This is a genomic window from Rodentibacter trehalosifermentans (assembly GCF_002000545.1).
Classification (GTDB): domain Bacteria; phylum Pseudomonadota; class Gammaproteobacteria; order Enterobacterales; family Pasteurellaceae; genus Rodentibacter; species Rodentibacter trehalosifermentans.
Map to the genome: position 1 here is coordinate 1 of NZ_MLHL01000041.1, position 20,554 is coordinate 20,554.

The 20,554-nt window shown below is 39.5% G+C and carries 20 protein-coding genes and 1 other RNA gene; 18 read left to right on the forward strand and 3 right to left on the reverse strand.

Annotated features, from left to right (window positions below; all coding sequences use genetic code 11):
• Window positions 1-15: 15 nt before the first annotated feature.
• The 3 genes from BKK52_RS07690 to ssrA all read right to left on the reverse strand — a co-directional run bounded on the left by BKK52_RS07690 (window position 16) and on the right by ssrA (window position 2,967).
• The gene (locus tag BKK52_RS07690) at window positions 16-879 is read right to left on the reverse strand and encodes a hypothetical protein (protein ID WP_077478439.1); all 864 of its coding nucleotides are present in this window, start codon (window positions 877-879) and stop codon (window positions 16-18) included.
• 227 nt (window positions 880-1,106) lie between these two features.
• Window positions 1,107-2,357: an integrase arm-type DNA-binding domain-containing protein gene (locus tag BKK52_RS07695; RefSeq protein ID WP_077478440.1), complete on the reverse strand. Its 1,251-nt coding sequence runs from the start codon at window positions 2,355-2,357 to the stop codon at window positions 1,107-1,109.
• 245 nt (window positions 2,358-2,602) lie between these two features.
• Window positions 2,603-2,967: a transfer-messenger RNA gene (ssrA, locus tag BKK52_RS07700) on the reverse strand.
• 109 nt (window positions 2,968-3,076) lie between these two features.
• Between ssrA and BKK52_RS07705 the strand changes: the two genes are divergently transcribed.
• The 18 genes from BKK52_RS07705 (at window position 3,077) to BKK52_RS07790 (ending at window position 20,552) form a co-directional block, all read left to right on the forward strand.
• The gene (locus BKK52_RS07705; RefSeq protein WP_077478441.1) at window positions 3,077-3,562 is read left to right on the forward strand and encodes a hypothetical protein; all 486 of its coding nucleotides are present in this window, start codon (window positions 3,077-3,079) and stop codon (window positions 3,560-3,562) included.
• Window positions 3,563-3,672: 110 nt separating this feature from the next.
• Window positions 3,673-4,740 (forward strand): DNA polymerase IV, encoded by a 1,068-nt coding sequence (gene dinB, locus BKK52_RS07710; protein ID WP_077419671.1) that lies wholly within the window; start codon window positions 3,673-3,675, stop codon window positions 4,738-4,740.
• Window positions 4,741-4,780: 40 nt separating this feature from the next.
• Entirely contained in the window at window positions 4,781-5,317 is a 537-nt protein-coding gene (locus BKK52_RS07715) for an elongation factor P hydroxylase (protein ID WP_077419721.1), read from the forward strand.
• Between the two features lie 172 nt (window positions 5,318-5,489).
• Entirely contained in the window at window positions 5,490-6,572 is a 1,083-nt protein-coding gene (prfA, locus tag BKK52_RS07720) for a peptide chain release factor 1 (RefSeq protein WP_077419672.1), read from the forward strand.
• A gap of 50 nt (window positions 6,573-6,622) precedes the next feature.
• A complete protein-coding gene (locus BKK52_RS07725) occupies window positions 6,623-7,078 on the forward strand; it encodes an RDD family protein (RefSeq protein WP_077419673.1) in 456 nt (151 codons plus the stop codon).
• Window positions 7,078-7,965: a peptide chain release factor N(5)-glutamine methyltransferase gene (gene prmC, locus BKK52_RS07730; protein ID WP_077419674.1), complete on the forward strand. Its 888-nt coding sequence runs from the start codon at window positions 7,078-7,080 to the stop codon at window positions 7,963-7,965. Before BKK52_RS07725 ends, prmC begins: the two co-directional genes overlap by 1 nt.
• A complete protein-coding gene (locus BKK52_RS07735; RefSeq protein WP_077419675.1) occupies window positions 7,955-8,755 on the forward strand; it encodes a SirB1 family protein in 801 nt (266 codons plus the stop codon). The genes prmC and BKK52_RS07735 overlap by 11 nt, the downstream gene beginning before the upstream one ends.
• Window positions 8,756-8,767: 12 nt before the next feature.
• Window positions 8,768-9,622 (forward strand): 3-deoxy-8-phosphooctulonate synthase, encoded by an 855-nt coding sequence (gene kdsA, locus BKK52_RS07740; RefSeq protein ID WP_077419676.1) that lies wholly within the window; start codon window positions 8,768-8,770, stop codon window positions 9,620-9,622.
• A gap of 67 nt (window positions 9,623-9,689) precedes the next feature.
• Window positions 9,690-10,637: a 2-hydroxyacid dehydrogenase gene (locus BKK52_RS07745; RefSeq protein ID WP_077419677.1), complete on the forward strand. Its 948-nt coding sequence runs from the start codon at window positions 9,690-9,692 to the stop codon at window positions 10,635-10,637.
• Between the two features lies 1 nt (window position 10,638).
• The gene (locus BKK52_RS07750; protein WP_077419678.1) at window positions 10,639-11,820 is read left to right on the forward strand and encodes a lipoprotein-releasing ABC transporter permease subunit; all 1,182 of its coding nucleotides are present in this window, start codon (window positions 10,639-10,641) and stop codon (window positions 11,818-11,820) included.
• Window positions 11,821-11,823: 3 nt separating this feature from the next.
• Window positions 11,824-12,507 (forward strand): lipoprotein-releasing ABC transporter ATP-binding protein LolD, encoded by a 684-nt coding sequence (gene lolD, locus BKK52_RS07755; RefSeq protein ID WP_077419679.1) that lies wholly within the window; start codon window positions 11,824-11,826, stop codon window positions 12,505-12,507.
• Window positions 12,507-13,757: a lipoprotein-releasing ABC transporter permease subunit LolE gene (lolE, locus tag BKK52_RS07760; protein ID WP_077419680.1), complete on the forward strand. Its 1,251-nt coding sequence runs from the start codon at window positions 12,507-12,509 to the stop codon at window positions 13,755-13,757. The genes lolD and lolE overlap by 1 nt, the downstream gene beginning before the upstream one ends.
• Before the next feature lie 106 nt (window positions 13,758-13,863).
• On the forward strand, window positions 13,864-14,949 hold the full coding sequence (aroG, locus tag BKK52_RS07765; RefSeq protein ID WP_077478442.1) for a 3-deoxy-7-phosphoheptulonate synthase AroG: 1,086 nt from the start codon (window positions 13,864-13,866) through the stop codon (window positions 14,947-14,949).
• 189 nt (window positions 14,950-15,138) lie between these two features.
• Window positions 15,139-15,996, forward strand: coding sequence for an arabinose operon transcriptional regulator AraC (araC, locus tag BKK52_RS07770; RefSeq protein ID WP_077419682.1), 858 nt, complete (start codon window positions 15,139-15,141; stop codon window positions 15,994-15,996).
• 152 nt (window positions 15,997-16,148) lie between these two features.
• Entirely contained in the window at window positions 16,149-17,123 is a 975-nt protein-coding gene (locus BKK52_RS07775) for a substrate-binding domain-containing protein (protein ID WP_077419683.1), read from the forward strand.
• A gap of 52 nt (window positions 17,124-17,175) precedes the next feature.
• The gene (locus tag BKK52_RS07780) at window positions 17,176-18,666 is read left to right on the forward strand and encodes a sugar ABC transporter ATP-binding protein (protein WP_077419684.1); all 1,491 of its coding nucleotides are present in this window, start codon (window positions 17,176-17,178) and stop codon (window positions 18,664-18,666) included.
• On the forward strand, window positions 18,650-19,600 hold the full coding sequence (locus BKK52_RS07785) for an ABC transporter permease (RefSeq protein WP_077419685.1): 951 nt from the start codon (window positions 18,650-18,652) through the stop codon (window positions 19,598-19,600). Before BKK52_RS07780 ends, BKK52_RS07785 begins: the two co-directional genes overlap by 17 nt.
• Before the next feature lie 10 nt (window positions 19,601-19,610).
• Window positions 19,611-20,552, forward strand: coding sequence for an ABC transporter permease (locus tag BKK52_RS07790; protein ID WP_077419686.1), 942 nt, complete (start codon window positions 19,611-19,613; stop codon window positions 20,550-20,552).
• The last annotated feature ends 2 nt before the right edge of the window (window positions 20,553-20,554 follow it).

The window sequence follows — 20,554 nt, forward strand, 5'->3', positions numbered from 1 at the left end:
AATCTACGTCAGCCCCTATTTTTTTATTGTGTTTTTGGATGGAGTAGGGCGTGCGCCTCGGTGTCGATTATCTAGCTTTGAGTATAGTCTGCTGTATGTAGGCATTCTTCCATCATCAAGCAATTCGGGATCAATAATCAGGCTTATAAAATCCGCCAATTTATCGGCATTTGTGCTTTCAGGTAAATCGCCGTCATATTCTAAAATAAGTTCAGAATCAACCGTACCTTGCGCCGCCTGTAATTGCTTTTCAAGCTCGGTGATTTTGGCTTGTAGTTCTTCTGTGGTTTTGTTTTTATCATTATTATCTTCTTGATTAGGAATGGCGATCAATTTCATCTCTGCCAGCTTTAAAATATCACTAGCCAAAATATAAGTATTACGAATAGGAATTTCTAAATTCTGATTAGGAAAAGAAAAATTTAAAATAAAATCTGTATTTATACAGCCAGATTCACTACCTAAAAATCTATATGAGGAATATTCATCTAGTAAAATTTTCTGTTCGCTTTCGTTAATCACTCTACTAGGTATTTGAATAAAACCTTCAAATTGAATCATTTTAAAATTATCATTATCATGATAAATACTTCCCCCAAACTCTGTTTGTTGATGCTTGCCTATATCTACATTATAATCAGCCACACTGAAAAATTTATCGTAAGTTCTATCCTGTGAGTTACAGTTTATAAATCCACTTAGATAAAAAACTTGGTTAAATTCAGTTTTTATTTCCGATAAAATCTTTTCTGCCCTGAAGTATAAATTTAAGTCACCATTTCTTGAAAAAGTAAAAATATTATCTATGTCTAAATTAAATCTTTTTAGCCGTTGAATATTTTTATCATTAAGAACCAAATAAGAGTTGCTAATACTCATAAAACGCCCCTATGCGCACCCTATTCAGTGAGAACACGGCAAAGAATAAATAGGGTTATTCTCTTTCGGAGTGGGTAATTAAGCCACGCCTAGCCGTGTAAATTGGGTTGGATTTCGTTGGTCTGTATAATATCAGATTGGAATAGATTATAACCTGTTATTATATCCAGTCAAAAGAAAAAGTGCGGTGAAATTTAACCGAGTTCCATGTCAGGTTTTGACAGGTTCTAAATCACGATTTGCAAATGATGTTTAGGCAATGCATCTTGAGAACATTCCTCTATAAAATCGCCCCATACCTGCAGTAATTTGAATCGTTGTTCTAATCGTTCGCCACGGTCATAAGCCGCTTTTATCCGGTCTGATTTCATATGCGATAATGCCACCTCAATTAATTCGCTATCGTAGCCTTGCTCATTAAGGTAGGTGCTGGCAATGGAGCGTAAACCGTGTGCCACCAGCTTTCCGGCATAACTCATTCGTTTGATAGCTGCATTTGCTGTTTGTGTGTTCACGTGGGTTTGAGGATTTTTCACGCTCGGGAATAAGTAAGTTTTACCGCCACTTAATTTCTTGATTTCTCGCAATAGGGCGATAGCTTGGCGTGATAGGGTAATTTTATGAATGCGCCCTTTGTCGCTTTCTTTGATTCCCTTTTGAATGTAAATCGTCCATAGTCTTGTGGTTTCGTCAATGTCCTCATAGCGTGCCGTTGCCGCCTCATTTGGGCGTGTCATTGTGAGAAGTTGCCATAGGATTAAATAACGTGTCTGTAAGTGAATTTGAGCGTGATTTAGGGTGTAAATAAACTCGCTTAAATCTTCCGGCTTGATGGTTTTAAAGTGTTCGACTGTCGGACTATCAAATTCTTTTGAAATATTGGCGGTAGGGTTTGCCGATATGATGTCACGGTGTAACGCATAGGTCATTATCTCGTTGTGTTTTTGAATCGTGCGTTTGAGTTTCTCTAATTTGCCTTCGTCTTGATATTGCTTAAAGGCTTTTAAGGCTAAAGGGGCGGTAATTTGAGAAATAGGCAAGTGTCCAAAGTGGGGGAGTAGATTCCGCTTAATTAGGCTTTCTATGTTTTTTTGATAATCAGGCGAAAAGTTCTTTTTGGTTTTGCGATACTCGAACCACGCCCAAGCAATAGATTCATAGGTGTTGATTAATTCTTTGTGTTTGATTTCTTCTTGCTGTTGGTGGTGGATTTGCGGATCGACACCTTGAGAAAGCAAAGCTCTTAATTCTTCCCGTTTTTCCCTTGCTTGTGATAGTGAAACATCGGGATATTTTCCCAATCCAATTAAAGTCCGTTTTTTGGTCAATGGTTTGTAGTAATTAAACCGCCACAGTTTCGCACCGGTTGATTTAATCAATAAATAAAGCCCCAATCCATCAGATAGGGTGTAATCTTTATCTTTAGGCTTGGATTTGTCTATCTCTGTGTTTGTGAGTGGTTTAGTTATACGTGCCAAAATAACCGCCTTTTCTGCGTATAACTAACAAAAAATCTAATCAGCAATAAAGCCTTAAATATCAAGCCTTCGTGAGTTTTTAGTTATACGTGATTTATTGATTGATGAGCAGTATAACTAAACGTATAACTAAAACTCAAGGATTTAGTAATATCTCATTGGCTCGCATTGGATAATAAAAAAGCCTTGAAGTGAGTGTTTTCAAGGCTTTGTCGGTTCTTATTGGATTGGTTTGGATTTCAATTTGGTGGAGCTGGCGGGAGTTGAACCCGCGTCCGAAATTACTCTACCTTCAGCACTACACGTTTAGTCAGTCTTTAGTTTCACTTAAGCATGCGGACAGACACGCTAAACTTAAATTAGTTTGATTTAATTTAATGCTTCGATCCTCAAACGGCGGCTTCCACACGATCTCGTTTTGGTTTGACTCCGCGTGCTCCCCGTCTTACGAGCGGAAGCTGGGGCGCGAAGGCTAAATGCAGGTTATTAAGCTGCTAAAGCGTATTGTTCGTCGTTTGCGACTATTTTTTTGCGGTTTATTTACGAGGCCTACCGCACCTCGACGTGCACCTTGGGCTTCGCTAATCCCGTCGAATCCAGAATCAGCCCCAAAATTGGGCGTAAGTTTAGCAAAAAAAAATGCGAAGTAAAAGAATCTATTTATAAACCTATTGTATTGGGTTAGAATTTGCCCGCTTTTTATTGAAAGGAAAAATAGAATGAAAAAGTTAAAGTCTCTTGTCATTGTTTCGGTGAGTGCGTTATTTTTAGCCTTCAATACCTCCGCCGCCCCGGCTAAAAAAGCCACTTCAAAAAAAGAAAGTGCGGTTGAAATGGCATTGGTTTCACAAGCGGTTTCAATCAATGTTGAGAATCGTCAATTAAGCGTGGATAGCAATGGACAAGCCTTAGCCGTGTTTAAATACGTTGTCACAAATATCGGTAATAAGCCGATCTCCGCAGTTCAGTGGTTGAATGCCTATGTACATCAACGTGAGGTCATTCATAATCAAGATATGAATGTTGAACTCACATCACCGCTAATGCCGGGTAATTCGCTCTCTATTAATTTACAAATTCCGTTTGTGCAGATCCAAGAAAAATTCAGACCGGTTTTTATGGATTCCCAATCTAAAATTGATGTTTATCCCATTGATCGGGTTATTCGTTTTAGTGATCAAAAAATGCTTTACGAACGTCAATAATTTCTCTCTTTCAAACCTGCCAATGTGCAGGTTTATTTATCTGTATACTTGAACAGTGGTTTTCTTCCCGTTATACTAAAAGTCCGTATTTTTTAACCGCACTTTTATTCATGGCTTTCACTCGTAAAATTATTCATATTGATATGGATTGCTTTTATGCTTCGGTGGAGATTCGTGATAACCCCGCTTTACAAGGAAAACCGGTTGCCGTTGGTGGCAATTCCCGCCAACGTGGAGTATTGACAACTTGTAATTATGAGGCTAGAAAATTTGGTTTGCATAGTGCGATGCCAACGGCACAAGCGGTGAAAAAATGCCCTAATCTTGTTCTTGTGCCGGTGAACATGCCGCTGTATAAACAGGTTTCCGCTCAAATTCATCAAATTTTCCGCCGTTATACGGATATTATCGAGCCCCTTTCCCTTGATGAAGCCTATTTAGATGTGACGAATTGTGAAAAATGTTCCGGTTCGGCAACTTGGATAGCAAAAGAAATCCGCCAAGCGATTTTTGATGAGTTAAAATTAACCGCATCCGCCGGTATTGCCCCTCTTAAATTCCTCGCAAAAGTGGCTTCCGATATGAATAAACCCAACGGACAATTTGTAATAAAGCCTGACGAGGTGGATGAATTTGTGAAAGCCTTACCGTTAAAGAAAATTCCTGGTGTGGGAAAAGTGACCTCACAACGTTTGCTGGAAATGGGCTTGGAACATTGTGCCGATGTGCAAAAATTGGAGCAACGGATATTGTTCAATCGTTTTGGCAAAATCGGCAAGCGGATTTGGGATTTTAGCCACGGCATTGACGAACGGGAAGTACACCCCCATCGGGAGAGAAAATCCGTGGGAGTAGAACGCACTTTAGCGGCAAATATTTATCATATCGAGCAGGGCATTGCTTTGTTGGATAATCTTTATGGGGAACTTATCCGTCGTATTGAACGGAGCGTGCCGAATATACCCTTATCCGCTTTTCGTAAAATCGGAGTGAAACTCAAATTTGAGGATTTTCAAGTGACTACCCTCGAAAAAACAGGCTTGCCGCTGTCGTTGGAGGGATTTCAGCAATTATTAAGGCAAATTTGGCAACGAGGGCAGGGAAAATCCGTGCGTTTAGTCGGATTGCACGTTAATTTACCCGAAGAAAATAAATACGAGCAAATGAGCCTTTGGTGATATAATTTTGCCCATTTGAGGGTTATCCATGGGAGAAATGATGGAACACAAATTAGAAGATATTATCGCTATTTTTAATCAATGTTTTGAACAAGAGTATAATACCCGCTTGGTAAAAGGGGGCGAAGAGCCTATTTATATTCCGGCAAATGAGACTGTGCCTTACAATGCCATTTATTTTGCGCGCGGTTTTTACAGCAGTGCATTACACGAAATTGCCCACTGGCTGGTGGCAGGCAAAGCACGCCGTCAATTGGAAGATTTTGGCTATTGGTATGAGCCGGATGGGCGATCCGAAGAACGCCAGCGTGATTTTGAAAAAGTCGAAGTCAAACCTCAAGCCTTAGAATGGATTTTAGCCACTGCCGCCGGATTTCGTTATTTTGCCAGTGCCGATAACCTCAACGGCAATCCCGGGGATACCCGGCCTTTCAAGCAAGCGGTTTATGAGCAGGTCAAAATCTATGCCGAAAAAGGATTACCTAAACGTGCCGAAACGCTACGCAAAGCCCTCGTTAAATTTTATGGCACGGAAGATAGCATTGATTTGAGCAAATTTGATGTTACTCGAATTTAGCCCTTTTATCCCTCATCATTGAGGTGATAGTTGATGCTTCGCTATCGTTGCTAAAGCCAACCTTGAAAAAACACAACAAAAACAGACCGCACTTTCTAAGCTGTCAATTTTCCCTAAAATCGGCTAGAATACGCCGGTTTTATTGGCGGTTTGAAGAGAAAAGAAAAAGAAGATGAAAGAATCCATTATTGTAAAACTGGAAAGTTTAAAAGAACGTTATGAAGAATTAGAAGCCTTGCTTGGTGATGCTTCTGTGATTAGTGATCAAGATAAATTCCGTGCTTATTCTAAAGAATATGCCCAACTTGAGGATGTCGTAAAATGTTTTCATCGTTGGGCACAACTTAATAGCAACATTGAAGAGGCGCAAATGTTGCTTGATGATCCGGAAATGAAAGAAATGGCACAAATGGAAATTGATGAATCCAAAACGGAAATTGAAGAGGTGGAACAACAGCTTCAAATTCTCTTACTGCCAAAAGATCCCAATGATGAATACAACTGCTATTTAGAAATTCGTGCCGGCACAGGGGGGGATGAGGCTGGTATTTTTGCCGGTGATTTATTCCGTATGTATACACGTTATGCCGAAAGCAAACGCTGGCGTGTAGAAATGCTCAGTGCCAATGAAAGCGAGCAGGGCGGTTACAAAGAAGTGATCGTTAAAGTCAGCGGTGAAGGGGTATATGGTCAGTTAAAATTTGAATCGGGCGGTCATCGAGTTCAGCGTGTGCCAAAAACCGAATCGCAAGGGCGTATTCACACTTCGGCTTGTACCGTGGCGGTGATGCCGGAATTACCGGAATCGGAAATGCCGGAAATCAATCCTGCGGATTTGCGTATTGATACTTACCGTTCATCAGGTGCAGGGGGGCAGCACGTTAATACCACCGATTCGGCTGTGCGAATTACCCACATTCCAACAGGCATTGTAGTGGAATGTCAGGATGAACGCTCACAGCATAAAAACAAAGCCAAAGCAATGTCTGTGCTTGCCTCACGTATTGTCCAAGCGGAGCAAGAACGCCAAGCGGCGGAACAAACGGATATGCGTCGTAATTTATTGGGTTCAGGCGATCGTTCCGATAAAATTCGCACCTATAATTATCCGCAAGGGCGGGTGACCGATCACCGTATTAATCTCACGATTTATCGTTTAGACGAAGTGATGAATGGTAAAATTGATGAGCTGATCCAGCCGATTATCACTGAATATCAAGCAGACCAATTGGCAGCGTTATCTGAAACGAATTAATGAGTAGGGCATCTGTCTTAGATGCTCTTTTTACTTTTAGGGAAAATAAAATGTTAGTTGAAAATCCAAAGGATAAAAAAATGCAAGATGCCGAATTTTCTTCATTTTCAGCGCCTTCGCAACCGGTGTTAGCAAGCCGTTTTAAACGCTGGCTTGCCAGTTTGATAAATAATGTCTTGTCATGGGCGATACTCGCCCTCGGGTTTATGTTTGGGGATTTTATCGGCCTATTGTCTCTTTTGCTGTGCTTAGGTCTGCAAATTTATTTCATGAAAACCTATGGACAAACTGTCGCAAAACGCTGGTTAGGGTTGCGTGTGTTGGATTATCAAAGCCAACAACCTTTACCTTTCGCTAAATATATTGGTCGGGAAGCCATTGATTTTCTATTTGCTTGGACGAGTTTTTTACTCATTATCAGTGGCATTGTGGCACTTGTGCGTGATGATCGCCGTTCTTTAACGGATTTAATTATTGGCACACAGGTTGTTAAAGACACAAAATAATGAATTATCAACAATGGTTGATGCAAGCCTCAAATGCGTTAAATCAAGCCAACCCACAAGAAAATGGCAAAATCGATGCCTTGGTGTTATTACAATTTGCGAGCGGAAAATCTCGCGCACAAATTTTAGCCTTTGGGGAAACAGAAATGGAAGAAAAAGTGCGGTCAAATTTAACCGCACTTTTGGCTCGTCGTTTAAAAGGGGAGCCCATTGCCTATATTTTGGGTGAAAAAGCATTTTGGTCATTATCATTAAATGTGGCGAAAAGCACCTTAATCCCTCGTCCGGATACGGAAATATTGGTTGAACAGGCACTAAGCATCGCAAAAGAAAAGCTGCAAAAAAATCCACCGCACTTTCGCCTCTTAGATCTTGGCACGGGGACAGGCGCCATTGCTTTAGCCTTAGCATCAGAATTAACACCAATTTGTGAAAAACAGCCTACCGAATTAACCATTATTGGCGTTGATGTCATCCCTAAAGCAGTGGAATTAGCCAAATCGAATGCTGAAAAAAATCAACTCAATGTTGCTTTTTTTCAAAGTCAATGGTTTAAAAATGTAGAAGGACGGTTTGATCTCATTGTCAGCAACCCGCCTTATATTGATGAAAACGATGAACATTTAAGCCAAGGCGATGTGCGTTTTGAACCCCGTTCTGCCTTGGTGGCGACAGAGCAAGGCTATGGTGATTTGCGTCATATTATTGAACAAGCCCCATTTTATTTGAATGAGGGCGGCGCATTGTTGTTGGAACACGGTTGGCAACAAGGCGAAAAAGTGCGGTCAATTTTTGCTCAAAATCATTGGGAAAAGATTGCAACCCTGTGTGATTATGGAGACAATGAGCGGGTTACCTACGGTTTTTGGAAACATCATGAAATATAATCGAAGAGCGTTATACGATCAATTTGTCAGTTTTTATCATATTATTTCTGATGATGAGTGCTCAGAAGCACAATTGCGTGGCAAAATGGGGCATTTTGTTCGCAAAGCGCGTCGTGAAATTTCACCGGATTGGGCGGTGGAAGAGCGTATTCATCATTTATTGCAATTGATTTATGGCGATTGGGGATTTCATTGTGATCCGGAACGTTATTTTTATGCGAGAAACCTTTATTTGCCCTATGTCTTAGAATATCGAGAGGGAATGCCGGTCACCCTTGGTGCGATAGTTTTATATCTTGCCGAGGCGTTAAATTTACCCATTTACCCTGTCAATTTTCCCACTCAACTGATTTTGAGGGCAGAGGTGGGGGACAAGGTGGCATTTATCGACCCTTGGAATGGGCAATATATTTCTCAAGAAAAATTGCAACAACTTTATGAAGGTACATTTGGTTTCGGTGCTAAAATTCAGCCGGAAGAACTTGACCGAGCGGATCTTCAACTTCTTGAAACCCGTTTTGAACAACTTGCCAAAAATGCCCTCATTCGGGAAGAACATAATGAAATCGCCTTTCGTTACATTGAAAAATTGCTCTGCTATTCGGATGATCCTACTCATATTCGTGATCGCGGTATTGTGCTGGCACAGATGGGAGCTTATCCGGCAGCATTAAAAGATTTAGAATATTTTGTCGATAAATGCCCGAACGATCCTACTGCTGCATTGATTCGGGTACAGCTTTTAGAAATCAAGGGTGAGTTTGAACAAGCTCACGAACTTATTCATTAATAAGGAAAACTTATGCAAAACAAATGTGTAAAAATTGGTCATATTGAGGTGGCAAACGACAAACCTTTTGTGCTTTTTGGCGGGATGAATGTCCTTGAAAGCCGTGATATGGCAATGCAGGTGTGTGAAGCCTATGTGAAGGTGACGGAAAAATTGAATGTCCCTTATGTTTTTAAAGCCTCTTTTGACAAAGCAAACCGTTCCTCAATTCATTCATACCGTGGACCGGGTATGGAGGAAGGACTCAAGATTTTCCAAGAGTTAAAAGCCACCTTTGGGGTGAAAATTATCACCGATGTGCATGAAATCTATCAATGCCAACCGGTAGCCGATGTGGTAGATGTGATCCAGCTTCCTGCATTTTTAGCCCGCCAAACGGATCTGGTGGAAGCCATGGCGCGCACAGGGGCAGTGATTAATGTGAAAAAACCCCAGTTTTTAAGCCCGGGTCAAATGGGGAATATTGTGGAAAAAATTGAGGAATGTGGCAATGATAAAGTCATTCTTTGTGATCGAGGAACGAATTTCGGCTACGATAATTTAATCGTTGATATGCTTGGTTTTGGCGTCATGAAAAAAGTATCAAAAGGCAACCCGGTAATTTTTGATGTGACCCATTCACTCCAATGCCGTGATCCTTTTGGCGCCGCCTCAGGTGGCCGTCGTGAGCAAGTGACAGAACTTGCCCGTGCAGGCTTAGCGGTGGGGATTGCCGGTTTATTTTTAGAAGCCCACCCGAATCCAAATCAAGCAAAATGTGATGGGCCGTCAGCCTTACCGTTGTCTGCCTTAGAAGGGTTTGTCTCACAAATGAAAGCGATTGACGATTTAGTTAAATCTTTCCCGGCGTTGGATACCTCAATTTAATGGCAAAGTGCGGTTGAGAACTTGAACATTTTTGACCGCACTTTTTTAAATAAAAAAGGAGAACATCATGCAAATTGTATTTTTAGACAGTACGGCTATTCCAAAACACATTCCTATCCCTCGCCCAAATTTTGCGCATGAATGGATTGAATATCCTTACACTTCTGCAGATCAAACCATTGAACGGGCGAAAGATGCAGATATTGTGATCACCAGTAAAGTGATTTTTGATCGTCAAACCCTCGAACAATTACCTAAATTAAAATTAATTGCCATTACCGCAACAGGAACCAATAACATTGACTTAGTAGCGGCAAAAGAATTAGGCATTGAAGTGAAAAATGTAACAGGGTATTCAAGCGTTACCGTGCCGGAGCATGTGCTGGGGTTAATTTTCTCTTTAAAACACAGCCTTGCCGGTTGGTTGCGGGATCAAACATCAGCGAAATGGGGAGAGAGCCCACAGTTTTGTTATTTCGATTATCCGATTACCGATGTGAGAGGTTCTACCCTTGGCATCGTTGGAAAAGGTTGCTTAGGCTCGGAAGTGGGGCGTTTGGCTCAAGCTTTGGGAATGCATGTGCTTTATGCAGAGCATAAAAATGCGCTCACTTGCCGAGAGGGATATACCCCTTTTAACGAAGTATTAAAGCAAGCGGATATTCTTACACTCCATTGTCCATTAACGCCGGATACTGAAAATCTCATCAATGAAGAAACCCTGTCACAAATGAAAAAAGGGGCATTTTTAATTAACACCGGACGTGGCCCTTTAGTGGATGAAAAGGCGTTATTAAAGGCATTAACCGGCGGTCATTTAGGGGGAGCGGCTTTAGATGTGATGGCAAAAGAGCCCCCTGAGAAAGACAACCCATTGATCGTTGCGGCGAAAACCATGCCAAACTTAATTATCACCCCTCATATTGCTTGGGCAAGTGACGGTGCGGTGGCGACATTAGTGAAAAAAGTGACGCAAAATATGGAAGCGTTTGTCGCACAATTAAACCGGAAGTAATATGAAACTCCCCATTTCTCTTTATATCGCCCTACGCTATTGGCGGGCAAAAAGTGCCGATCGCTTTGGGCGATTAGTCACAAGCCTTGCCAGTTTAGGGATTGTTTTAGGTGTGATGGCATTGATTATTGTCCTTTCGGTGATGAACGGTTTGGAAGGCTATCAAAAGCAACAGGTGCTTTCAGCTATTCCCCATGCCATTGTGAGCCAATCACAACCGATTTCCATAGAAAAAACCTTAGAAAATCGACCGCACTTTGTGCAAAAAGCCGTGCCGATTAACACTACTAATGTGATTTATCAAACCGCTAAAGGAGTGAGTGCAGGGCAAGTTATAGGCATACGCGCCTTTTCTGATGATCCGTTATTAGAAAGCCTTGATCAGGTGCCCTTTGATACTTTACTGCATGCCGGTGAATTTAAACTGGTGATAGGCAATCTGTTAGCGCAAAAACTGGGGGTCAATATTGGCGACAAAATTCGTTTGATGATAACGGAAAATAGCCAATATACCCCTTTTGGGCGAGTGCCTATGCAGCGGTTATTTACGGTAAGTGATATTTATTTTGATCATAGTGAGGCCTCGGCTTACCAAGCCTTTGCCAATTTATCGGATATTGGACGATTAATGCGTATTCAGCCTGAACAGGCACAGGGCTATCGTTTATTTTTGACCGATCCTTTTTTAATCACCGAATTACCCGGCTATTTTCCTAACGATCAAATTACCGACTGGCGGGTACAAAAAGGCGAATTTTTCCAAGCGGTGCGTATGGAAAAAAATATGATGGGGTTATTAATTAGTCTGATTATCGTGGTGGCGGTGTCTAATATTGTTACCTCTTTAAGCCTCATGGTAGTGGATAAACAAGGGGAAATTGCCATTTTGCAAACTCAAGGCTTAACAAAATCGAAAGTGCGTTCAGTATTTATTTATCAAGGTTTATTGGTGGGATTGGTTGGCACCTTGATTGGGGCGATATTAGGTATATTGATTACACTCAATTTAACGGAGATCATCAGTGTTCTCAATCCTAACGGTGTTTTCCTACCTACCGCATTAGCCGCTTGGCAAATTTGCGCAGTCATTGCCTTTTCTCTTTTATTATCTTTATTATCAACTATTTATCCTGCTTATCGTGCGGCAAAAACAGAACCGGCGGAAGCACTACGCTATGAGTAAGCTATGAGTCAATATCTATTACAGTGCGAAAATATCAATAAATTTTATCAAGAAGGCAACAACCAAACACAAGTGCTAAAAGGGGTGTCTTTTGCGATGCAACCGAATGAATTGGTTGCCATTGTGGGCAGTTCCGGTTCCGGCAAAAGTACGTTGCTGCATACACTAGGGGGCTTGGATCAACCAAGCAGTGGGGAAGTGTTTATCAAAGGGCAATCACTGCAAAAAGCCTCGGAATCGGAATTGGCAAAGTTGCGAAATCAGCATTTAGGCTTTGTGTATCAATTTCATCATTTAATGGCAGATTTTTCAGCTCTCGAAAATGTGATGATGCCTTTATTAATTGGTCAGCAAAATAAAACGGAAGCCAAAGATCGTGCTGAAAATATGCTTAATGCCGTGGGCTTAAGCCACCGTATTACCCATCGTCCGTCTGCGCTTTCCGGAGGCGAGCGTCAACGTGTCGCCATTGCCCGCGCCTTGGTTAATCATCCTGCTTTGGTGCTGGCAGACGAACCAACCGGCAATTTGGATCATAAAACCACAGAAAGCATTTTCGAGTTAATTCAAACCTTAAATCAGGAACAAAATATTGCTTTCTTGCTGGTTACTCATGATATGGCTTTAGCTGAAAAATTATCCCGCCGTCTGACAATGCAAGATGGCGTATTAAGGGAAGGCGCCTAATGAATACCCCATTTTTTATTAGCTGGCGTTATCAGCGTGGTAAGCAAAAAAATCCTTTGGTGGCGCTGATTGCCAAATTTTCAGCCATTGGTATTGCCTTAGGGGTGGCAGTGCTGATTGTGGGGTTGAGTGCCATGAATGGCTTTGAGCGGGAATTAAACCAACGTATTTTAGCGGTGGTGCCTCATGTTGAGATTCTCGTGAGTGAAAACAGCGATGAGAAAACACTAAATCATTGGCAAACCCTTGCCACACGTTTAAAAGCAAATGAAAAAATCACCGCACTTTCCCCCTTTGTCAGCTTCACGGCACTCGTGGAAAACGGCAGTAAACTCAAAGTAGTGCAGGTAAAAGGCGTAGATAAAAGGGCACAAGATCAAGTGAGTTCATTAGGAAAATTTGTCGAGGGAAATGGCTGGCAAGAATTTGAAAAGGAGGGTGGGTTGGTGCTTGGCGCCGGTATTGCAAAAGATCTTGATGTCAAAGAGGGGGATTGGGTTTCGCTTTTGATCTCACAATCAAATAAAGATGAACAGCTATCCCAGCCCCACCGTGAGCGTGTACAGGTGACGGGGATTTTGCGTTTAGATGGTCAGCTTGATCACAGTTATGCCTTACTTTCACTGCCACAAGCACAAGCCTTATTGGGCTATCGGGCAGATCAAATTACCGGTGTAGAGCTTCAAGTTACCGATCCTTTTAAGGTTCAATCATTGACTTATTCTGAGCTGAACGATTATCCACAGTTGCTTTATGTGCAAAACTGGATTGCTAAATTCGGGTATATGTATCGTGATATTCAACTGATCCGCACTGTTATGTATATTGCGATGGTGCTTGTGATCGGGGTGGCTTGTTTCAATATCGTTTCCACATTGATTATGGCCGTCAAAGATAAACAAGGCGACATTGCCATTATGCGCACACTTGGCGCCAATAATGGATTTATTAAGCGTATTTTTATCTGGTACGGCTTGCAAGCAGGAATGAAAGGGTGTTTAATAGGTATCGTTCTTGGCATCATTTTAGCGTTGAATTTAACTTCGCTTATTCAAGGCTTAGAATATTTGACCGGAAAGCAATTGCTATCGGATGGCATTTATTTTGTCGATTTTCTTCCTAGCGAGCTTCATTGGCAAGATGTTTTGTTAGTTTTAGTGGCTGCGTTAGTCTTAAGTCTCTTGGCGAGCCTTTATCCGGCAAGTCGAGCAGCCAAACTTCAACCGGCTCGAGTGTTGAGCAGTCATTAAACAAAAATAAATCATTTCATAATGAACTAGTTTACTAGTACAAGAAATAAGTGTAGAGTATTTGCAATTTTCAAACACAATATTTAAAACTATAAGAGAGTGATGTATGACAAAAGAAAAAATTAAAATCGTTGTCGCAAATGATGATATGCGTATCGAAAAAATTGATCAGGTGTTACCGCCAATCGCTTTATTAGAAAAATTTCCCGCCAGTGAAGAAGCGGCTGCATTAGTAAAACAAACCCGCCAAGAAACACATAATATTATTCATGGCAAAGATGATCGATTATTAGTGATTATCGGACCATGTTCCATTCATGATCCTAAAGCGGCGCTTGAATATGCCAATCGTTTGAAACCTTTACGCGAAAAATACAAAGACAGCCTAGAAATTATTATGCGTGTTTACTTTGAAAAACCACGCACCACAGTGGGTTGGAAAGGTTTAATCAATGATCCTTACTTGAATGATACTTATCGTTTGAATGACGGTTTACGCATTGCCCGTAAATTACTTTCTGATATTAATAATCTTGGCGTCCCTTCAGCCGGTGAATTTTTGGATATGATCACCCCACAATATGTCGCCGATTTTATGAGCTGGGGAGCGATTGGTGCACGCACTACCGAATCACAGGTTCATCGTGAATTGGCTTCCGGTTTATCTTGTGCCGTCGGGTTCAAAAATGCCACAAATGGTGGTGTAAAAGTGGCATTAGATGCGGTGGGTTCGGCAGAAGCGCCTCATAATTTCTTATCGGTTACGAAATTTGGCCATTCTGCAATTGTTTCAACCAAAGGTAACGAAGACTGCCATATCATTTTACGAGGTGGGGATAAAGGGCCGAATTACAGTGCGGAAGATGTGGCAAAAGTCTGTGCTGAAATTGAAAAAACCGGTCGTATTCCTCATGTAATGGTAGATTTCAGCCATGCTAACAGCAGCAAACAATTCAAAAAACAAATGGAAGTTTGTGAAGATGTTTGCCAACAAATTGCAAGCGGTTCAAAACAAATCTTTGGCGTGATGGTTGAAAGCCATTTAGTGGAAGGCCGCCAAGATTTAGTCAATGGCAAAGCCGCTACTTATGGACAAAGCATCACCGATGCCTGTATCGGCTGGGAAGACACAGAAATCTTACTCAAACAATTATCTGATGCCGTGATTGCACGTCGCAAAGTCAACGCATAATTTTAGTTTCATTTCAGTCTATAGGGGCAATTTCGCCCCTTTTTTATTTTGTGATTAATTCATCGGCAATTTCTTCTGCTTGTTTTAGGGCACATTCTATTGTGCTTTATCAAGGCATTTTTTTATTGCGTTCAAAGTGCTGTTAGTTTTAAATGAGAAAATATTGGTGTATTAAGGAATCTCGTTTTTATGAAATTTGATGAATTAGCGTTATCAGATAGCCAGACAACATTGGATTTAGTAGCAGGAATTACCCAAATAGAAAAGGGAAATTATTTGGATTTTACTGTTGATCGTCCTGAGGGTATGAAAGGATATATGTTACAGCTTACGACTTTTGGACATGGAAAAGTGTTTGACGGTAAGCAGTTTTTTTCTGTTAAACGAGGACAGCTTGTATTGTTTTCACCGAATACGCTTCAGCATTATTATCGCCAACAGGAATGCCAATATTGGCATTATAAATGGATTTATTTTCATCCTAAACCGCACTGGCTAAAGTGGTTGAATTGGAGAAATTGCAGAGAAAATATTGGGCGTATTACCATCAATGAGATACTTTCTTTCCAAGAAATTAGCCAACTTTTCAGTAAAATTGCACAAGAATCCGAGTCGAATGATTTGCTTAAGAAGGAAATGAGTTCTGGCTTGCTGGAATACCTACTGATGAAATGTATTTCAGTGGAAAATATCAAAGAGGCTTCGCCGATTGATAGCAGAATATTAAGGGTTTGTGATCTGATTCTAGAAAATTTATCACAAAATTTTAGTGTTGAGTATTTTGCTAACCAAGTCTTTTTATCAGAATCTCGTCTTTCACATTTATTTAAACAATCTTTGGGAATTGGTTTAATCCAATGGCGCGAGCAGCAACGTATCAGTGAAGCGAAAAAATTACTTTATTTTTCCGGTTTATCAATAAATAAAATTGCGAAATCCTTAGGTTATGAAGATTCGCTCTACTTTTCAAAAATTTTTAAAAAACATACCGCACTTTCGCCTTCTCAGTTCCGTGTTGGTGAGCTGAGTGGCGAAATCAAAATGTGATCCACTTCTCAGTTTATTTGCCATAGCGGATTTTTCCATATATTTAACAGAAAGTTACCTATGTTTTTTGAATTAAGTCACTAAGATGTTTGATAGCCTTAATTGCTGTTACAAAATTAAGGAATCATTATTCATTTTATGAGGACAATCTTATGAAAAAGCCAACATTCAAACATTTGTTACTTTCCAGTCTCTTTAGTCTCGCTTGCTGTAGTTCGGTCATCGCAAGTGATGTAGTAAATATTTCCAAAATTGATGGTATGCCTTGGTTTAATCGTATGGCTGAAGGCGTTGTGCAAGCAGGTAAAGATAACAATATCAATGCTTATCAGGTCGGCCCATCAAATACCGATGCGCCTCAGCAGGTGAAATTAATTGAAGATTTAATTGCTAAAAAAGTGAGTGCGATTTCTATTGTGCCCAATGATGCCAGTGCGTTGGAACCGGTACTGAAAAAAGCTAAACAAAACGGTATTGTCATACTAACCAATGAATCGGTTGGTCAACCGAGTGCTGACTGGGATATTGAAATTATTGATAATGCCCAATTTGCAGCGGATTATGTTGAAGAAGTTGCAAAATCATTGGGTGGCAAAGGCGGTTATGTGCTCTATGTTGGTAGTTTAACTGTACCGCAGCATAATCTTTGGGCAGATCTTTTTGTGAAGTACCAAAAAGAGCATTATCCGGATATGTTTGAGGTAACTAGCAGGATGCCGGTTGCTGAAAACATTAATGATGCCCGTCGTACAACGATTGATTTAGTCAAAGCTCACCCTGATCTTAAAGCCGTCATTTCTTTCGGTTCGCAAGGCCCAATTGGTGCGGGGCTTGCTGTTAAAGAAAAACGATTAAAAGGTAAGTTAAATGTTTTCGGTATGATGATTCCTTCCCAAGCGGCTTCTTTAATTAAAAGCGGTAATATTACAATGGGAATTACCTATGATCCGGCGAGTGCAGGCTATGCTTTAGCGGCTGTGGCAGCAAAAGTATTGAAAGGAGAAAAAATTGAAGAGGGATTGGTCATTCCAAATGTTGGTCAAGCTAAAGTAGATCAAGAGAAAAAACTATTACAATTCCATAATGTATTAAAAGTGACCCAAGAAAATATAGATAAATTGTATTAATCAACACGTTACCGGGTTCATTTTGAACCCGGTTTTCGCCAAAGGAGATTGTATGTCTTTTATTTCAATGCGTAATATTAATAAAACTTTTAATGGTGTAAAAGCCTTAAATGAGATTGAATTATCATTAAATTATGGCGAAGCGCTTTGTTTGGCCGGGCAAAATGGCTGTGGTAAATCGACACTCATTAAAATTTTATCAGGTGTTTATCAGCCGGATTCCGAGGCGGAGATCCAGATTGGGGCAAGTCAATACGATAAATTAACACCGGAAGAATCTATCAACAAAGGTATTCAGGTTATCTATCAGGATTTGTCTCTTTTTCCTAATTTGAGTGTTGCAGAGAATATTGCAATGAATGCGTATCGCCAATTCGGTTGGGTAAGTTCTCAAAATATACGAGAGATCGCTCGCCAAGCAATTGATAGCATTAATGCAGATTTGAATTTAGATGACATTGTTGAAAATTTACCTATTGCCAGACAACAATTGGTCGCGATTTGTCGAGCATTAGCGCAAAACGCCAAATTATTAATTATGGATGAGCCAACAGCTTCATTAACGGCAAAAGAAGTGAATCATCTGCTTGATGTGGTGATTAAGCTGAAAAGTAAAGGGATCAGTATTATTTTTGTTAGTCATCGATTAAAAGAGGTGATGACAGTATCAGACAGCGTATTAGTGCTGAAAGATGGCAACGTGGTGGGGAAGTATCCGATTAATGAGATAGATGAAAAGCGTTTGGCTTTTCTAATGAGTGGGGTAGAAATTAATAAAGTGCGGTTAAATTTACCCGATTTTTCGCACTCTCCAACTATACTTGATGTAAAAAATTTTATACTTGAACATCAATATCAAAATATTAATTTTTCCGTTAAAAAAGGAGAAATTGTTTCTTTCGTCGGACTGCTTGGTGCCGGAAGAACAGAACTTTGTTTGAGTCTATTCGGTATCACACAGCCAACGAGTGGAAAGTTATATTTAAACGGTGAATTAACAGAAATTCGTAATAACCGTGAAGCAATCGAAAAAGGAATTGTTTATGTTTCAGAAGATCGAATGAATACCGGCTTGATTATGGCGGAATCTATTCATCACAATATTATTTCAACTATATTTAAACAGATTGCAAATCCTATCGGTATTATTCAAGAACATAAAGCTCGTCAATATACAAATCAGCTTATTCAATCATTAAACATTAAAGTATCTGATCCTGATCTTCCGGTTAATACATTATCGGGTGGTAATGCTCAGCGGGTTTCCATTGCTAAGTGGTTAGCAATCACTCCTCAAGTGATTATTTTAGACTCTCCTACTATTGGTGTGGATGTTGCTAATAAGGAAGGAATCTTCCAAATTATTCAATCCCTCTCAGAGCAAGGTATGAGTATTATTTTTGTGACAGATGAAATAGAAGAAGCTTATTATTATAGCCATCGTGTATTGGTAATGAGAAAAGGAGAAATTGTCGCTGAATTCATACCATCAAATTGTACTGAACAAGATATTGAGGAATTGGTTTATGAAAAATCCGCATAATAAGATTTTATTTATTACATTATTAATACTATGTACATTACTAAGTCTATTTACCCAAGATTTTCTTTCAATTGAAAATATTTATGATGTAATAAATAACTACGCCATATTGATGATACTAGCTTGTGGCTTATTTGTCGTACTTATTTCAGGAGGAATTGATATTTCATTTCCGGCAATGACGATTATAGCCCAATATATAATGATAAGCTTAATCCAGCACTATGATGTAGGATTGTTAGGTGTGTTTGTTATTGCAAGTATAGTCGGTATTTTATTAGGATTAATTAATGGTGTTATTATTCATAAATTAAATGTACCTTCCATCATTATTACTATTTCAACACTCAATATTTTTTATGGTGGATTGTTATATATTACCAAGGGCGTTTGGTTATATGATTTTCCAGAATGGTTTCAAAAAGAGCTAATATTATTCAAACAAACTAGTACAGAGGGAAGTGAATACGGGTTATCTTTTCAAATCCTTGTTGCCGTATTTGCCATATTTCTGACAGCAATAATGACAAACAAATTAACTTTAGGTCGTAAAATTTATGCCTTAGGTGGAAACAAAGAAGCCGCTTCTCGAATGGGGTTCAACTTGTTTTATCTACATTTAGTTGTTTATGGTTATATGGGATTAATGGCGGGGCTTGCAGGTGTCGTGCAATCTTATACCGTGCAATCCGTTGCGCCGGATTCATTGCTCGGCTATGAATTAACTGTATTAGCGGCAGTTGTGTTGGGAGGTGCGAGTTTATCAGGGGGAAAAGGAACACTATTAGGCACAATAATGGGCGTTATTCTATTAGCCGTTATTCAAAATGGCTTAAACTTATTAAATATTTCTTCCTATTGGCAAACCGTTATCACCGGTTGCATTATCATTTTAAGTGTGAGCGTTACCGCATTTACGCAACGGAAAAAATAAGGAGAGTAGAATGAAACTAAAATCGGATAATACCATTAAATATCTCTTTCTATTATTTATTATTGCTGTTTCAACATTTAGTATCTTAATTCCTGATATATTTTGGTCAATCGCTAACTTTCAATCAATGGCTTCGCAAATTGCAGTATTGGGTATTTTAACTTTAGCAATGGCAATTCCTATGCTGACAAGCGGTATTAACTTATCAATTATTGCAACAATGAATGCTTGTGCACTAATTATTGCTTATTTTATTACTAAACAAGATGGTATTAGTTATTTATTGATAGGATTATTGTTAAGTTTATTATGTGCTTTTATTATTGGTATGTTTAATGGAATATTAATTTCTCTTATTAGAGTATCACCAATTCTAGCCACTTTAGGGACAATGACCTTAATTAATGGGTTAAATATTCTGATGACAGATGGGTCAACTATTGCTAATTTTCCATCAGGTTTTTTATCTATTAGTTCTACAACATTTTTTCTTATTCCCTTTCCATTAATTATATTTTTAATTTTAGCATTAATTGTTTGGTTTATATTGGAGAAGACAACAATTGGAAAATCAATTTATTTCATTGGGAATAATGAAAAGGCAACATTTTACTCAGGGATTAATACTCAAAAAGTTATTATGATTGTTTACGTTATCTCTGCTATTCTTTGTATCTTTGCTGCGATATTAATGATGTCAAAATTAAACTCAGCTAAAGCCTCCTATGGCGATTCTTATTTGTTAATTTCAATCTTAGCTTCTGTATTAGGTGGCGTTAATCCTGATGGGGGAAAAGGAAAATTAATTGGCATTTTAATTGCTTTAGTTTTATTACAAATCATAGAAAGTGGTTTGAATATGCTGGGAATAAGTAGTTATATCACGATGATATTATGGGGAGCTTTACTTATTTTATTTATTTTCTTACAAAAATATCGTTTATTTAAATAAAG

Excerpts from the sequence above, each read along its gene's own strand:
- BKK52_RS07790 (WP_077419686.1), top strand. The coding sequence starts at position 19,611 with ATGAAACTAAAATCGGATAATACCATTAAATATCTCTTTCTATTATTT.
- kdsA (WP_077419676.1), top strand. The coding sequence starts at position 8,768 with ATGCAAAACAAATGTGTAAAAATTGGTCATATTGAGGTGGCAAACGAC.
- BKK52_RS07705 (WP_077478441.1), top strand. The coding sequence starts at position 3,077 with ATGAAAAAGTTAAAGTCTCTTGTCATTGTTTCGGTGAGTGCGTTATTT.
- BKK52_RS07780 (WP_077419684.1), top strand. The coding sequence starts at position 17,176 with ATGTCTTTTATTTCAATGCGTAATATTAATAAAACTTTTAATGGTGTA.
- aroG (WP_077478442.1), top strand. The coding sequence starts at position 13,864 with ATGACAAAAGAAAAAATTAAAATCGTTGTCGCAAATGATGATATGCGT.
- BKK52_RS07750 (WP_077419678.1), top strand. The coding sequence starts at position 10,639 with ATGAAACTCCCCATTTCTCTTTATATCGCCCTACGCTATTGGCGGGCA.
- BKK52_RS07775 (WP_077419683.1), top strand. The coding sequence starts at position 16,149 with ATGAAAAAGCCAACATTCAAACATTTGTTACTTTCCAGTCTCTTTAGT.
- BKK52_RS07690 (WP_077478439.1), bottom strand. The coding sequence starts at position 879 with ATGAGTATTAGCAACTCTTATTTGGTTCTTAATGATAAAAATATTCAA.
- BKK52_RS07785 (WP_077419685.1), top strand. The coding sequence starts at position 18,650 with ATGAAAAATCCGCATAATAAGATTTTATTTATTACATTATTAATACTA.
- lolD (WP_077419679.1), top strand. The coding sequence starts at position 11,824 with ATGAGTCAATATCTATTACAGTGCGAAAATATCAATAAATTTTATCAA.
- BKK52_RS07725 (WP_077419673.1), top strand. The coding sequence starts at position 6,623 with ATGTTAGTTGAAAATCCAAAGGATAAAAAAATGCAAGATGCCGAATTT.
- dinB (WP_077419671.1), top strand. The coding sequence starts at position 3,673 with ATGGCTTTCACTCGTAAAATTATTCATATTGATATGGATTGCTTTTAT.
- BKK52_RS07715 (WP_077419721.1), top strand. The coding sequence starts at position 4,781 with ATGGAACACAAATTAGAAGATATTATCGCTATTTTTAATCAATGTTTT.
- prfA (WP_077419672.1), top strand. The coding sequence starts at position 5,490 with ATGAAAGAATCCATTATTGTAAAACTGGAAAGTTTAAAAGAACGTTAT.
- BKK52_RS07745 (WP_077419677.1), top strand. The coding sequence starts at position 9,690 with ATGCAAATTGTATTTTTAGACAGTACGGCTATTCCAAAACACATTCCT.
- araC (WP_077419682.1), top strand. The coding sequence starts at position 15,139 with ATGAAATTTGATGAATTAGCGTTATCAGATAGCCAGACAACATTGGAT.
- BKK52_RS07735 (WP_077419675.1), top strand. The coding sequence starts at position 7,955 with ATGAAATATAATCGAAGAGCGTTATACGATCAATTTGTCAGTTTTTAT.
- prmC (WP_077419674.1), top strand. The coding sequence starts at position 7,078 with ATGAATTATCAACAATGGTTGATGCAAGCCTCAAATGCGTTAAATCAA.
- lolE (WP_077419680.1), top strand. The coding sequence starts at position 12,507 with ATGAATACCCCATTTTTTATTAGCTGGCGTTATCAGCGTGGTAAGCAA.